Origin of the sequence: Flagellimonas oceani (genome assembly GCF_011068285.1) — a bacterium.
Taxonomy (GTDB): Bacteria; Bacteroidota; Bacteroidia; order Flavobacteriales; family Flavobacteriaceae; genus Flagellimonas; species Flagellimonas oceani.
Genome location: NZ_CP049616.1, coordinates 2,713,561 through 2,728,775 on the forward strand (window position 1 = coordinate 2,713,561; position 15,215 = coordinate 2,728,775).

The following is a 15,215-nucleotide window of genomic DNA, read 5'->3' on the forward strand; positions in this document are numbered from 1 at the left end:
AAAGGCGTTAAAAACATTATAAAACAGGAAAAAGTCGAGTTTAGCAACGAAATTTCAAGTAAATTATAGTACGGAGGAATTCTTATTTATTCCCGTATTAAAATACTGTCATTTATGGAAAAACAGAGGAAAGATGAACGCCACATCAATAATGGGACAGAGTAATAACGTAATTTAAAAAAACATAAAATGGGAAAATTGATATTGGTAAGACATGGAAAAAGTGAGTGGAACCTGAAAAATATATTTACAGGATGGACGGATATCGACCTTGCCGCGGAAGGCATTGAAGAAGCCAAAAATGCGGGTGAGATTTTGAAACGCAATACTATTGAAATAGATATATGTTTTTCCTCCTACCTAAAACGCGCCATCCGCACGGCTTGGATTTTATTGGAAACGGCCGAACAGATGCACGTGGACACCCGTTACCATTGGAAACTGAACGAACGGCACTACGGGGATTGGCAGGGTAAGAATAAGGAAGAGGTGCGCAATTCGATAGGGGAAGATTACTTTTTGAATGTTCGAAGGGGATATGACGCGCCGCCCCCGATTCTATCCAAGGAAGATGAGCGAAATCCGAAATTTGATCCGAAATATAGCCGGGTAAATCCCTCTGTGCTGCCCTTGGGCGAATCATTAAAGGATACCTCGAAAAGGGTCGTCAATTACTTTTTTGAGGCAATTGCGGCCCAATTGGCAAAGGATAGGACTATACTTATCTCCGCACACGGAAATTCATTGCGCGCCTTGATAGCGCATCTAGAACATATTTCGACTCTCGATATTGAAAAAGTGGAAGTTAATACTGGGGTTCCTCATCTCTATGAATTTGATGGCAATCTGAACATATTGAATCATCACCGATTAAAATAGGGAAACAACTACTTTAGAAATCCTTAAAATAATCAGAATGATCGCTCTTAAAATAATTCAAAAAGCTGCAAGAGCACTATGGCGGTAAGAACAAACTGAGATGTTAAGTCATGCTAAAACAAACAATTTACAAATTATCAATTTCCTTGATGGTTATATGGGGATGTAACGACGATGACCAAAGTCCAGAACAGGTTAATCTGTTATTTACTGAAGATAATCTTGCAGGAGATTGGAAAAGGATGGCCGAATTTAAAGGGCGGCCCAATGATTCATTGGGATTGTCGGAACCAACAGAAGATCTATTTGCCCAATTCGAAAATTGCCGAAAAGATGATATAATCCGATATGTCAAGGCAACACAGCAAGAAGGAAACACTTATTTCTGGGGAATCGGGGAAGTGGCATGTCATAACCAGATAGCCAACTCATTTATAGAAATTGGCACTTGGACTATTCAGGAATCAGGGAAACTAAACCGCTTTTATTCGGATGTTGGCGAACCCTATATCGTAGTCTTATTAACGGGTAAACAATTGCGTATTCGAAAAGAATCGGGTACAAAAGAACCGGAAGGGGTCATTTACGAATTTACGGAGTATGTGCGGTCGAAATAGTGAAAAAAACTGAGGGAAAAGACGTAACCAAAGGACACTATCCCAACAAGTGTGTAAGTTTAGACTAACAGGGGTTTGACTTTTATTTAAAGCCGGATCCTTTTTTCATAGATCGCAAGGAACTGGTTCAGGATGATGCATCGTCCTGATGGGCATCTACCATTTCTTGGTGGCCTACCTTGTGACCAAATATTCGGATTTCATTTCCGCGTCGTCGGTCGGGAAGGAGAGCTTGTTCTTGGTGTACCTCCTGATCTTTCGGTTGAGGTTCTCGATAAGGTTGGTGGTATAGATAATCTTCTGTATCTCCAAGGGGAACTCGAAGAACACGGTAAGTTCGTCCCAGTTCTCCCTCCAGCTCTTGATTGCATAGGGATTTGCCTACCGTTTATTGGCGGAGCTCTCCAAGGGAGCTTTTCATTGGGGGCGTTGTATTTTGTCACTTGCCCATATACTGTACGGCACATTCAAGGGCGGATCTGGCCGTTTTTGAAAAATCGAAAAGAACGAGAATGGTCGCGATTTTCTTCATGATCCACACTTTTTAATGGTTCAAGAAAAAATAGTCAGTGACTTTTGCAGAAAATATGACAATTATCATGTCATAGGAAAATAGGTCTTTTTAGTATTGTGTTCGAGAAAGAAAACTTCATTTTAGCGCAGGAATTTTCAATGGATATAGGGTCTATATGCCTTCTTTAAATTTTAGGTTATGAAGGGGTTACGATTTCGGAAACATTTAAAAACGTATGGTAAAATGCTTTCTTTTGATTTGGACTAAGTACCTTTTGGATGCATTGCCCTTATGGGTTTTTGGAAAAGTAATCGAACCCCTATTCCCGAACGCGATGAACCGCCATAAATGAAGCCTACCATGTTCTTCCACCCTTTTCGATTCATTTGGCCCAATGGGATTTTTGTATTGGCTTCCCTGCTTCTTATCACGGCGAAACTTTCAGGGCAAACCACTCAAACAATCGAATCGGAAACCCGAACGCTCCAATTCTACCTGAAATACGATAAGACCCGTTGGTTCGCTTTCCATACCTATGCCCAACTGTGGACACGACTGAACGATAACAATCCGGGAAGCCTTGTTTCCGAAGAGCTTCAAGACCGAACCTTTGATATTTCGGTACGGCGATTCCGGTTGGGCTTTCAGGCGCAGCTTAGCGAAAGACTTTTGATCTATTCACAACTGGGCATCAACAACCTCAATTATTTATCGCCGCGCGGCACATCGTTGGACCTTTTGGATGCCTATGCAGAATATTCCTTTTCGCGATCGATATCCATTGGTGCGGGAAAAACGGCTTGGACGGGACTTTCAAGATACTCCGCCCCCAATACTTCAAAACTGCTTTCCTACGATCTTGTATTGCTCGCCCTGCCAACGGATGACGAAACCGACGATCTTATTCGAAAGCTGAGTATATATGCCAAAGGAAAACTGGGCCAACTGGATTATCGGTTGGTGGCCTCCAAACCTTTTTCTCCGGGCAATAGTCCCAATTTTGACGGGGAGCTGACAGAAAATGTAGCCAAGTTCAACGATAAGAGCAATGAGGGTGTTTATTCCAGCTATCTAAAATGGGAATTCCTAGACGCCGAACCGAACGACATTCCATTTTCCGACGGTACCTACCTCGGCAAAAAAAACGTATTGAGTATTGGTATAGGAGCGGAGTTTCAAAATGATGCACTGTCATCCTTACAAAGCGGAAGGGAACAAGACCACGATATGATGCTATGGACCGTAGATATCTTTTTGGATAAACCTATCGACACCAAAAAGAATACGGTACTGACAGCCTATTTGGGCTACTATAATTACGATTTTGGACCCAACTATATTCGGAATACCGGCGCGAACAACCCTATAAAAGAGGTCGATGCCAACCTTGCCTCGTTCAACGGGCCGGGAAATGCCTTTCCCGTAGTGGGTACGGGAAGCTCTTTTTTCGGCCAGGCGGGATATTTATTTCCAAAAATGGGCAATAGCGAAGACCGTGGGCAACTACAGCCCTACGTATCTCTTCAATACTCCAATTTCGAACGACTGAAAAACCCTATGTTTTACTATGATATTGGAATCAATTGGTTGCTCAAGGGGCATCTTTCCAAGTTTTCCCTCAATCTTCAGAACCGTCCCATTTTTCAATCGACCGCACAAGGTCTCGAATCGAATGATCGAAACTGGTCGGCGGTACTGCAATATATCATACGATTGGAATGAGACCGAACCGAATCTTTTATATGATACTTTTTCTTTTCCTGAACAGTGCCGGAACAGTTTCCGTTATGTCCCAAAAGAAATCGGGCAATGAACCGCTACGTTTATACTTGAATGCCAATGGAACCCAGTGGCTACAGTTCAGTTCGTACTTGCAACTTTGGGGGCGGGTCAACGAGAACAATCCTGGTAGCACCGTAAACGATGAATTGGAAAACGTAACCACCGATATCTCGATACGCCGATTTCGATTGGGGGTTTCCTCCTCGCCTTGGGCGAAAACCTATGTTTCGTTTCAATTAGGGGTCAATAACCTGAACTATCTTTCCCCCCGCGGCACGTCGGTCGATCTATTGGATGCCTACGTACAATACGATTTTTCCGAATATTTGGGAATAGGCGCCGGCAAATCGGCTTGGAACGGGCTATCGCGCTATACCTCACCCAGTTCTTCCAAACTTATGGGGTACGACCTCACTTTCGTTGCCCTTCCGACCCTTGACAGTACCGATGACTTGATCCGAAAATTAAGCCTCTTTGCCAAGGGAAAGATAGGTGCCTTTGACTATCGCCTTGTGCTGGCAAAGCCATTATCGGTGCGGAACAGCAGTTCATTCAACCCAGAACCTGCGGAGAAATTGGCACGTTTTACCGATAACCGGCCGAAGCTACAGTATTCAGGCTACTTAAAATATGAGTTTTTGGAACGGGAGAGCAATACGAGTCCTTTTCACACCGGCACTTATCTCGGTGGTAAAAAAGTGTTGAACCTCGGAGCGGGCTTTACGTTTCAGGCCGATGCGCTTTGGTCATTGGAAGATGGCGACGAACGCTATCACGATCTAAAGCTTTTCGCCTCGGATATTTTCTTAGATCTTCCCCTAGGTTCCAACAAACAAAAGGCTATTACCTGTTATTTGGGATATTTCAACTTTAATTTCGGGCCGAATTACATACGGCTTTTAGGAGCCAACAACCCCACAAATGGCGTTCGGCCCGAAATGGCCTCCTTTAACGGGAGGGGTAATGCATTCCCTGTATCAGGAACGGGCGAGGCGGTCTTTGGGCAATTCGGTTATCTTTTTCCCAAAATGGGTGCCGGCGGTAGCATGGGGCGGTTACAACCTTATCTTTCAGGGCAATATTCGGAGTTTGAGGGTTTCGCAAATTCCATCGTTCAATATGACCTTGGCGTAAACTGGTATTTTAACGGACACCTGTCCAAACTTTCGTTCAACGCCCAGAACCGGCCTATTTTGTTCGATTCGGGAAATGGTTTAGCGGCGCAAGATCGCAAATGGATGCTCGTACTGCAATATCAGTACAGGATGGAGTAAGGGTTGTTTAAGGGACGACCATCAAAACCAAAAATCGGTCCTTGGGCGACCTCCCGGTAAACTTTACGGGGTCGATACAGAGCGTTCCGTTTTCGGTTTCGGTGCCCATACCTTTATCCACCGTCAATTTTTAAAAGGTATCCCCGTCCAAATTTCAATGTGCAGTGATGTCTTACAACCCGGATTTTTAAGGTCTTTGTTTTGAGCTGTTTTTATATGGTGTTTCTTCCATAATAATTAGGTTTCAGTGTCGTTATCCTGTCGTCATTACAGCTGAGCCCATTGAGCGAATGGGGACATAGTTTATTGATTAAATCGTTTTAATTTAATCAATGGCCAGTACGGGCACTTGGGAGTGTACTGCCAAAAATCGTGTCAACTGTCCTTCGGAAGGTTCGCCGTGCATTGCATGGTTTCTGGGCAGGATGGCGATGAGATCGATATCGTTTTTCGACACATAGGTCAATATCCCCTTGGCCACGTCCTTGTTATTGATAAAAACACGTTCCGCATAAAAATTTTCAAGATAGTACTCCACCGTATTCTCATTTTTTTCCTCTTCCTCGGAATAGCCGTAGCTGCCGGGGCGGTTCTTTACCGTTACCACATGGACCTTGGCGTTGAACCTTCGGGCAAACTTTAACAATATTCCCAAGGCTTCGGTATCGTCTATTTCTTCTTTTCCCAGCACTAGGGCAATGCACCGCATCCGGAAGTCAATGTTGCCTTTGGGCACTACCAAAACGGGGCAGTCAGCTGCCAAGACAAGCTTTGAGGTGTTTGTCTCATCCGAATTACCATCCATTCGGGAGCCTAAAGTACCCATGATGACTAGGTCGATTTGCCTGGTTTTTTGAATATCCAACAGCGACTGCGTCAACGATCCACCTTGTATTTTCCATTCCAATTTGTTTTTGAGCATCGGCCTGTATTTCTCCTCAAGCTTTGTGAAATTTTCGGGAAGCAATTCGAAATTGCTATGTCCGGAGATATAGGCCAAAATAATCTTTGTGTCGCCATTTCGTCCTATGAAGGCTACAGCGTATTCCAGTGCCCTTTTTGCACTTTCCGAAAAATCGAAGGGAATGAGAATAGTCGAAATTTTATCCATGATGCAAGGGTTTTTATTAATTGTTATAGACAAAATTACATGTCGATTGAGGCTCTAAAAATGACCATGGTCATACACTGTTGAAAAAATTTACGCTATAATTGATTCTTGAAAACAGGGAAGGTAAATTAGCGAAATATGGATTTAGTAGCAGGAGTAGATATCGGCGGTACCAAGACCAAGATCGGTCTGGTGGGCCAAAACGGCGAGTGCCACGAACAGCTATTTTTCAGAACACAGGAGTTTGAGAGTTTCGATGATTTTTTGGTTAGGATAAAGGATGGCATCGATGAACTTAAGGCAAAGATAAAGTCGCCAGTCAACCTGATCGGCTGCGGTATCGGAGCGCCCAATGCATCGAGCCGGAACGGCACCATCGAAAATGCCGCCAACCTCAAATGGAAAGGTTCGGTGCCGCTACTCGAAAAATTGAAGCAACGCATCGACCTGCCCATGAGGATCATGAACGATGCGAGTGCAGCGGCCTTGGGAGAAATGCTTTTCGGAAACGCCAAGGGCATGAATGACTTTATCGTCATCACTTTGGGCACCGGTTTCGGCGCGGGCATCGTCGCCAACGGAAAACTCATCGAGGGCTACGACGGTTTTGCCGGAGAGCTAGGCCATATCGATATGACCTTGGGAGATGGTCGATTGACTGGTCTCGGTATAAGGGGCGGACTGGAAGCCTATGTTTCCGCCACAGGCCTAAAACGCACCATAACACATATGCAAAGTAAGTATATGGACGAGAGCAGGTTCCGCAACATCGCCTATAACGACCTGCACGGCGAGGACATTACCAAGGCCGCCGAGGAAGGCGATCCCATCGCCTTAAAAGCCTTTGATTTTACCGCCAAAACCATGGCCTTGGCATTGGCCAACTTCACGGCCTTTACCCAGCCCGAGGCCTTCTTTTTGATGGGCGGCCTGGTCAATACCGGCAAATGGTTGATGGAACCCCTTCAGACCTATTTTGAGGAATATCTGTTGGAAGTGTACAAGGGGAAGGTAAAAATCCTGACTTCCGGTATGGAGGGAAAGACCGCTGCCATTTGTGGGGCAGCCGCATTGATTTGGGAGGAACGCCGGTAACGGAGCAGAAATCGAAATACCTCCCATTGGAATACCTTTAAAAAAAGGATAACCATCTACTGCAACACAATCCGCTCCTCCATTTCTATAATCCTATTGGTTTTTCATGATAATCGCGGTCTTGGGTCGCGATAAAAAGTGGGCAACATTGCAATGCCCAAACCGGGTTCTTAATCTGTTTACGTGATCGGCCAAGGTTGTACTCACCGATAAAATGGAACATCTCCAAGGCAAAAAGGCCAATGCCGTGGCCAAAACGATGTCGATCCGCCCCGTACCGGACATACGATAAATAAGATTGTAAAGATCAAGGTACTTATTCCCAAGGCCGGCATCCGGCTCGTCCTTTATTCCAATCAGTTCGATACCTAGTTGTTAAACGAGCCTCAATTTTTGGCCCTGCTTCGTTAAATAAAATATAAAGAAGTAATTTTAAGCTATGCGCGTTTTCGAAAAAAATAGCAACATTTTTAAGTTATTGTCCGAAGCGGTTTCAGAGGGCATTATCGTCATCAACGAGGAACAACTGATCGTGGCCGCCAATACGCGGGCCAGTGCTATGTTCGGCTATGAAAACGAAGCGCTCGTTGGCGAACCCTTGGAGGTCTTGATTCCGCAAACCTATAGCAAAGCCCACCAAACCCATGTCTCCGGATTTTATCGGAAACACGAACAGAGGCGAATGGCAGAAGGTCGTACCCTCTTCGGGTTACGAAAGAACAAAGACCAGTTTCCGTTGGAGGTCGGTCTCAATCCGTTTGTGCTCTATGGAAACACCTATGTGCTGGCCCTGGTCATCGATGTCACCGAACGGAAAAAAATCGAGGAAAGCCAAAAAATGAAGACCGCTGCCCTAGAAGCGGCCCTTAACGGTATTACCATTACAGATGCGTTACAAGAGGACAATCCCATCATCTATGCAAACACCGCCTTTGAAAAAATTACGGGATACGCAAAAGAGGAAATACTCGGTAGAAATTGTCGGTTCCTACAAGCTGGGGACCACGATCAAGAAGCCGTAAAAAAAATGTATGGTGCCATAAAAGAGGGCAAGGGCTGCCATGTACAGCTACGCAACTACAAAAAAGACGGTACGTTGTTCTGGAACGAGGTCTCTATCAACCCCATCGCCGACGAATCGGAACGGATAACCCATTATGTGGGCATTCAGAACGATATTACCGAGCGCAAGATGGCCGAACAGGAAATCGGGCATTTGGCCCGCATCTTTGATGAATCGCTAAACGAAATCTATGTCTTCGATGCACATACGCTGCAATTTATAAACGCCAATTACGGCGCACAGAAAAATACGGGTTATGTAATGGCGGAGTGTAAAAAAATGACCCCACTTGACCTAAAACCGGAATTCTCTGAGGATAAGTTCAGAAAACTGATATCCCCTCTACTCGACGGTTCCATGGAAAAAATGGATTTTGAGACCGTCCATCGGCGAAAGGACGGTACCACCTATCCAGTAGAGGTTCACCTGCAAATATCGTCGTTGGGCGACAAGCAGGTAATCGTGGCCATTATTCTGGATATTTCAGATCGTAAAGACTACACCCAAAAACTCGAAAAGACCGTTGAGCGACGAACGGAACAGCTAAAAAAAGCTCTGGAAACCGAAAAGGAACTGAACGATCTCAAGACCAAATTCCTCTCCTTGGTATCGCATGAATTCAAAACGCCCCTGAGCGGTATTTTGACTTCCACCATTTTAGTGGGAAAATATACCGAGAAAGACCAGCAAGAAAAAAGGGAAAAGCACTTGAAGACCATCACTGGAATGGTACACCACCTGACCCAAATATTGGACGATTTCCTGTCCATGGAGCAATTGGAAAAAGGTAAGGAGGTCTACCACCATTCCGAATTTTCGTTGAGCAAGCTGGTCAACGAAGTCATCTACAATGCGAATATGCTGCTCAAAAACGGGCAACGGATCAACTATCCGCAGAATATCGATGATGTAAGTATCTGCCAGGACGAAAAAATAATGGCCCTTGTGCTGACCAACCTTTTGACCAACGCCGTAAAATATTCCCAAGAAGATACAGAAATAGATTTAAAGGTAGATTTAATGGCGGATAAGATTATTATTCATGTTAAGGATCAAGGCATCGGCATCCCTGAAAAAGACCAAAAACATATTTTCGACCGCTATTTTAGGGCTGAAAACGTATTGACGACCCAAGGTACGGGCATCGGGCTCAATATGATAAAGGCGCATGTGGAGAATTTAGGAGGAAGTATTTTCTTTATTAGCAAACAAAACAAAGGGAGTACTTTTACAGTGGAACTACCTTTGGGAAAAGCCCCCTAGCCCACAAAGGGGAAATAATGACGGTTTTTAAAAAGTGGGCAGTTGCAGTTGGCTGTGAAAAAGTTAGGAGTTCAGAATTATGCGTTTAAAGAAGATATTACTTATCGAAGACGATACCGTGCTACGGGAAAATACGGCCGAACTGTTGGAACTTTCCAATTATGAAGTACGAACGGCGGCCAATGGAAAAAAGGGCGTACAACTGGCCATGGAATACCTTCCCGATGTAATCGTCTGTGATATCATGATGCCCGAACTGGACGGTTATGGGGTTTTGGAGGCGCTATCACAAGATGCCAAGACAAAGTACATCCCTTTTATTTTCCTTTCGGCAAAGACGGAGCGAAAAGATGTTCGAAAGGGCATGCAACTGGGCGCCGACGACTACTTGACCAAGCCCTTTGAGGAGGCCGAACTGATAGGTGCCATCGAGAGTAGGCTGGCGAAAATGGCGATATTAAAAGACGGAAGTACAGGAAAACCCCGTTCAGAAAAGTCTTTGGGCACATGGCCCAAGACCATTCACCACCTCAAAAACTACATAGACGACCATGGGCAGGAATACAGTTTCGGTGTGGGAGAAAACATCTACCGAGAGGGCATGTATTCCACTACGTTCTATTTGGTACTAAAGGGAATCGTAAAGACCCATAAACTGGACAGCAATGGCAAGGAACTGATTACGGGCATCTACAGGCCCGATGATTTTTTCGGTTTTATTTGCTTTACGGGGCCCACCACCCATACCGAATATGCCACCGCTATGGAAACGACCAAGTTGGTCGGTATAACAACGAAAGAAGTTAAACATCTTCTGGAAAGAAACCACGGCCTGACGATGGAACTGATGCAATTTCTTTCCGGGAATCTTTCCAAAACCAAAGAACAATTGCTAGAAATGGCCTACGGGTCCGTCCGCAGGAAAACGGCCAGTACCCTCCTCAAATTTGCCGAAAAATTGCAAAAAGACCCGAAGGGCAACCTACACGTACTACGTAGCGATCTTGCCGGCGTGGCAGGTGTGGCCACCGAGACCTTGATCCGTACCCTTTCCAGTTTTAAAAAGGAAGGCCTCATCCAGATCGAGGGCCGCAATCTCAGGATCGTTGATGTGGATAGGTTGAGGCGAGTGGATTAAATTTTTCTCCTTCCGAACATGACCATAATCATATTATGTGGGTTTTGAAGGCTTTAATTTTACGGCAATACCAAAATTTAGGCTGGAATGAAGCAGATCTTGATCCCCACCGATTTCTCCGACAACGCATGGAACGCCATAAAATACGGCCTTGAAATGTTCAAAAAAACGCGATGTACTTTTTACCTCATGCACGTCAACACTATTCCACACTATTCTGGTGCGGGGATGGCGGTAGGTGCAGCGGGTGAAAACATTAATACTATCATTCTAAAGGATAGCAAAGAAAAACTTCGGCGATTGTTGGATCGCATAAAAAAGGAGATCCCCCTGAATACCGGACATACTTTTGTTCCCCTCGCCCTCTTCGATATTTTTGTGGATGCCATAAAACGGCAATCTGAAAACAAAAGGATCGACCTGATCATTATGGGTACCAAAGGCGCAACGGGGTTAAAAAAAGCTACCATCGGAAGCAATACCGGCGATGTGATCACTAGGGTAAAATGTCCGTTATTGGCAATTCCCGAAAATGCGGAATATGCCGCTCTCAAGGAAATCGCATTTCCTACCGATTACCAGATCGGTTACGATATGAATGTATTGGATACTCTGATCGAAATGCTTGCGATGAACAAGACCAAACTCAGCATTTTGCATATCTCTAAAACTGTAAAGGAGTTGAGCGAGGAGCAACATAACAACAAGAATTTTCTTCACGACTATCTCGTAGATGTCGATCATAGTTTTCATTCGGTAACAGGCCAAAGTCTTGAAACTGCTATCCAACACTTTGTCGAAAGCAGGGATATTGATATGATTGCTATGGTTGCCAAGAACCTAAATTTCTTCCAACGGATTTTATTTCGACCGGAAGTGGAGAAGATCAGCTATCATACCGAGGTGCCTTTTTTGGTGCTACATGAATGAAAAATATTTCAGGTTTCCCTGGTTTCAAGCTTAAGATCAAGAAAAATAGTTGGTCAATAGTAAGGGGGGCTTTATTAAAGGGGGGTACCCTGAATACGACCGCCCCATTTTTTAAACTGACGAATATCACGGTTTTTGACTGGTGCCCCAATTATTTTGGCCCAATCTAGAATTTTAAAACGATGAAAAAAATAATCCTACCAACCGATTTTTCCGAAAATGCGTATAATGCCATCCGTTATGCAGTACAGTTGTTTAATGATGTGCAGACTACTTTTTATTTGCTCCACACCTATACCCCGGCCATCTACCAGACGGAATATGTATTGCAAAGTCCCGGTCAGATCGGGCTGGGCGATTCATACCAAGAAAGTTCCCAAAGCCGACTGGAAGAACTGAAAACCAAGCTCGAAGAAGAATTCGATGATCCAGCACATATTTTTATACCCCATAGCGCCTTGAATTTTTTGGTAGACGAAGTAATTCAGACCGTAAAAAACGAAAAGGCCGACCTTGTTATCATGGGTACCCAAGGGGCAACGGGGGCGAAAGAATTATTGTTGGGCACGCAAACAGTACATGTCATCAAAAAAGCGACCTGCCCGGTTATCGCGGTACCTTCAGGCCATGAGTATGAAAATCCAACGAAAATCCTCTTTCCGACCGATTATGAGATCGATTATCAAAAAGAACAGTTGCAACAACTTTTGAACATTGCTATAAGCCATAGTGGCGATATAGAGATAATACACGTTTCCTCGGGCTTTGACTTGACACAAAATCAACTGAAGAACAAACAAAAACTAAAGGATGTTCTTAACGGGATTGCCCACCTGTTCCACGATTTGCCGAGCCAGGAAATAATTACTGCCATTAACGGTTTTCAGGTAAAGAAACGAACGAACCTCTTGGTCATGGTACAGAACAGGCATACTTTTTTGGAGCGGTTGTTCATTGAGCCTACCATTAAAAAGATAGGGTTTCATATTACCTTTCCCTTTATGGTCATTCCACATTTAGATAAATAGTATTTATTTGCAATCGTAGATCGCTAAGAGATATTAAAAATTTAATCAAAAATGCCACCACATTCATTATTTATAGCATAGAACTCATTGAAAAATTAAAATCAAGCACTTCTAATATGAAATGATTCTTTGATAATGATTTCAATATCTTCCTTCAAAAAGTTTGAACTGTGTCCTCTTGAGGTCACGAATAAATCGAAAAGCAAGCAAAATCATAAAGCTTGCTTTTTTGATTTTCAGCGTTTTTTGTTTTCTATACATTCTCCCTTATGGTCCATAGGTCATGACGTTATATCATTTGGCCTGTAATTGGAGTACACTTACAGTGTACATACGCAACAGGTTGCATTCTTATAATCAGTTAGTCTCCGGAAACCCCGAACTTTTTAATTGCAACACTGCATACACTCACTCGAATTTTTCTCATATATTTATGGTACAAATATTCCTGCTCGGAGCTCTGTAACAAATTTTTCACAAACTTGCCTTTGGCTACAATTTCATAATCGGTGATTTCCACACCGCTTGCCAAGAATTCATCGTACAGACCCAACACGCCCCTAAAATGGCGTTCCTCGCTCAAATCGTATGCATATTGCTTTATTTTTTGAAGGTCGGATACCATTTCAGCATCAAACGTTTCCTGAGCAAAAACTCTGAATATTCTAAAACCGTCAAAACTAAATGAAGAATACCGTGGGGAAATAATTTCATTGGCTCTATTTAAGTTAACCTATTAAAAATACAATTATTGGCCATCATCCTTTACATTAATGGTCTCATAAACCGATATTGGTTTTCCATAGGTGGTAAATCCATCCAAAACCACTTCAAAATCACCCGTAAGATCCGAGGTATAGAACTCAAACTGTAAATCTTCGCCAATAATCTCAAAATGTGGCTCCCATAGCAAGATCCTTCTGTAATCCGGAATACGTTTGCCATTTTGATCTTCCGTAAGGTAGCGTTGCTTAAAATAGTTCTTTTGAGGAGAGGCTTTTTGAATAGCAATATTTATCCCATTTTCGGGTGCATAATCTTCAAAATAGTTTCGGTCCTTAGTCAGTACGGAAATCATTCCCTGGTAATCCTTACCTGCCATTCTAAACTGATCGCGCACCAGACTAATCGATTCGATTTGTTTGGCATCAAATTCCTTTACCTTTTCATGATTTGGAATAAACACTCCATCAATCAACAAAATTGCTGGAAAATCGTTCTCCACTTCGTTGTAGGCCTCAAAGTCCTGGGCTATCCGAATATAATCGTTACCATTGGTATTGTTTCTGTACCCAGCATAATTAAGGACTTCCACAAGGGTTTCCTGAAAAGTGGGAAAACGGGTAAAATCATCTAAATTGATGGTCTCGGGCATCCCACCATCAAATGGATCAATGGGAAGTCCCAACAAAACGGAATCCGGCTTTTCGGAATAAAATTGATTTTCCAACTGATTATGAATGCTTCGCATTTTAATGACATCAACATAGCCCGGTTCCAATGAAAAACTATTAAAATCCAATCCGGAAGCATCAAGGCGTGGGGTCTCACCTAAAATAACGTTGACATCTTGCGTATTTTCAGCTACTTGCATAATGGCAATTCCCTTCTTATAATCTTTCCGCAAATAGGTATAAAAATTTCCGTTTCTGTCCGTGGTGGCAAACTTGAGCAAAAACTCCTCCCCGGGAACGGAAACCACCATTTTGGTACCTATGGAAGGCTGACCCTCTACATCCGTTACTTTACCGAACAAAAGCTCACCACGTTGTTCGGGCAAAAAAAGACTATCACCTACGGCTTTATCCAATTCCCCCTTTACCTTAAAATAGGCGTTAGCATAGTCAATAGCATTTACAGAAGACTTCACTGGAATTTCACTTTTCTTTTGAACTTTCAAGGTATAGTTGCCATAACCCAATTGGGCCTTGTAGTTTTTAAGGTTCAATATGATTTTTTGCCGTTTGCCAATAGTTGCCTGCGACAATTTTATTTGCACCACGGAGGAATCTATAGTTTGACCGGCCAATTCCGAAAGGACAGTTTTATCTTGCAGTTTATCCGACAATATTTGTGATTGATCTATTTGATAAGGGTTGATGATCACCAGATCGTCCTTGAACACCTGTTCCATACCATTGTTTTTCATCCATTGAGTATAGCCCAGCAATTTGTAGTTTCCAGATGGTACATCAGTGTTGATGAAGAAATCACCTTGGGATTGCCCTTTTTGAATTCTAATCTTCTGTTCCAAAACATATTCTCCCTGCTGATTGACCAGGGCCACATACCCCACAAAACTGACTTTACTTGCACGGTTGTTACGGGCATTGAAACAGTAAAATGCATAATGCAAGTATTCACCAGTGAAAACAATGGGGCCGGTGTGGTGCAAATAGACCTTTTCTTGGGGCAGGCTTTTAAGGTTTTGTAATTCCTCTGCACTCCCTATTACATATTGAGCTTGGGCCGGTATGGCCAAGGCCGAAAGAACCAAAAGTAGTAGCGTCCTTGCTTTCAT

General features: G+C 43.5%; 14 protein-coding genes and 1 pseudogene. 9 read left to right on the forward strand and 6 right to left on the reverse strand.

Annotated features, from left to right (window positions below):
* Window positions 1-189 precede the first annotated feature (189 nt).
* Window positions 190-879 (forward strand): 2,3-bisphosphoglycerate-dependent phosphoglycerate mutase, encoded by a 690-nt coding sequence (locus GVT53_RS12510; RefSeq protein ID WP_119648657.1) that lies wholly within the window; start codon window positions 190-192, stop codon window positions 877-879.
* A gap of 146 nt (window positions 880-1,025) precedes the next feature.
* Complete coding sequence (locus GVT53_RS12515) at window positions 1,026-1,496, forward strand: hypothetical protein (RefSeq protein ID WP_147378304.1); 471 nt, start codon at window positions 1,026-1,028, stop codon at window positions 1,494-1,496.
* 86 nt (window positions 1,497-1,582) lie between these two features.
* Here the strand turns inward: GVT53_RS12515 and GVT53_RS12520 are convergent.
* Window positions 1,583-1,868 (reverse strand): annotated as a pseudogene (locus GVT53_RS12520) (transposase); the annotation flags it as partial.
* Window positions 1,869-2,358: 490 nt separating this feature from the next.
* Here GVT53_RS12520 and GVT53_RS12525 point away from each other — a divergent pair.
* A complete protein-coding gene (locus GVT53_RS12525; RefSeq protein WP_119648659.1) occupies window positions 2,359-3,732 on the forward strand; it encodes a hypothetical protein in 1,374 nt (457 codons plus the stop codon).
* Between the two features lie 20 nt (window positions 3,733-3,752).
* Entirely contained in the window at window positions 3,753-5,066 is a 1,314-nt protein-coding gene (locus GVT53_RS12530; protein ID WP_119648660.1) for a hypothetical protein, read from the forward strand.
* A gap of 7 nt (window positions 5,067-5,073) precedes the next feature.
* Here the strand turns inward: GVT53_RS12530 and GVT53_RS21075 are convergent, their stop codons facing one another.
* Both GVT53_RS21075 and GVT53_RS12535 read right to left on the reverse strand, forming a co-directional pair.
* Entirely contained in the window at window positions 5,074-5,187 is a 114-nt protein-coding gene (locus tag GVT53_RS21075) for a phosphoenolpyruvate carboxykinase (ATP) (protein ID WP_220123533.1), read from the reverse strand.
* A gap of 204 nt (window positions 5,188-5,391) precedes the next feature.
* Window positions 5,392-6,177 carry a universal stress protein gene (locus GVT53_RS12535; protein WP_119648661.1) on the reverse strand — a complete coding sequence of 262 codons (786 nt, stop codon included), beginning with the start codon at window positions 6,175-6,177 and terminating at the stop codon, window positions 5,392-5,394.
* 138 nt (window positions 6,178-6,315) lie between these two features.
* Here GVT53_RS12535 and GVT53_RS12540 point away from each other — a divergent pair, with 138 nt between their 5' ends.
* Complete coding sequence (locus tag GVT53_RS12540) at window positions 6,316-7,272, forward strand: ROK family protein (RefSeq protein ID WP_119648662.1); 957 nt, start codon at window positions 6,316-6,318, stop codon at window positions 7,270-7,272.
* A gap of 93 nt (window positions 7,273-7,365) precedes the next feature.
* Here GVT53_RS12540 and GVT53_RS12545 read toward each other — a convergent pair whose 3' ends face one another.
* On the reverse strand, window positions 7,366-7,557 hold the full coding sequence (locus GVT53_RS12545; protein WP_119648663.1) for a hypothetical protein: 192 nt from the start codon (window positions 7,555-7,557) through the stop codon (window positions 7,366-7,368).
* A 154-nt stretch (window positions 7,558-7,711) separates the two neighbouring features.
* Here GVT53_RS12545 and GVT53_RS12550 point away from each other — a divergent pair, with 154 nt between their 5' ends.
* The 4 genes from GVT53_RS12550 (at window position 7,712) to GVT53_RS12565 (ending at window position 12,694) form a co-directional block, all read left to right on the forward strand.
* The gene (locus tag GVT53_RS12550; RefSeq protein ID WP_119648664.1) at window positions 7,712-9,598 is read left to right on the forward strand and encodes a sensor histidine kinase; all 1,887 of its coding nucleotides are present in this window, start codon (window positions 7,712-7,714) and stop codon (window positions 9,596-9,598) included.
* A gap of 79 nt (window positions 9,599-9,677) precedes the next feature.
* Window positions 9,678-10,736, forward strand: coding sequence for a response regulator (locus tag GVT53_RS12555; RefSeq protein WP_119648665.1), 1,059 nt, complete (start codon window positions 9,678-9,680; stop codon window positions 10,734-10,736).
* 87 nt (window positions 10,737-10,823) lie between these two features.
* Window positions 10,824-11,666 (forward strand): universal stress protein, encoded by an 843-nt coding sequence (locus tag GVT53_RS12560; RefSeq protein ID WP_119648666.1) that lies wholly within the window; start codon window positions 10,824-10,826, stop codon window positions 11,664-11,666.
* A 182-nt stretch (window positions 11,667-11,848) separates the two neighbouring features.
* Window positions 11,849-12,694 carry a universal stress protein gene (locus GVT53_RS12565; RefSeq protein WP_119648667.1) on the forward strand — a complete coding sequence of 282 codons (846 nt, stop codon included), beginning with the start codon at window positions 11,849-11,851 and terminating at the stop codon, window positions 12,692-12,694.
* Between the two features lie 361 nt (window positions 12,695-13,055).
* Here the strand turns inward: GVT53_RS12565 and GVT53_RS12570 are convergent, their stop codons facing one another.
* Both GVT53_RS12570 and GVT53_RS12575 read right to left on the reverse strand, forming a co-directional pair.
* A complete protein-coding gene (locus GVT53_RS12570) occupies window positions 13,056-13,319 on the reverse strand; it encodes a hypothetical protein (RefSeq protein ID WP_166248883.1) in 264 nt (87 codons plus the stop codon).
* A gap of 123 nt (window positions 13,320-13,442) precedes the next feature.
* Window positions 13,443-15,215: a hypothetical protein gene (locus tag GVT53_RS12575; RefSeq protein WP_166248884.1), complete on the reverse strand. Its 1,773-nt coding sequence runs from the start codon at window positions 15,213-15,215 to the stop codon at window positions 13,443-13,445.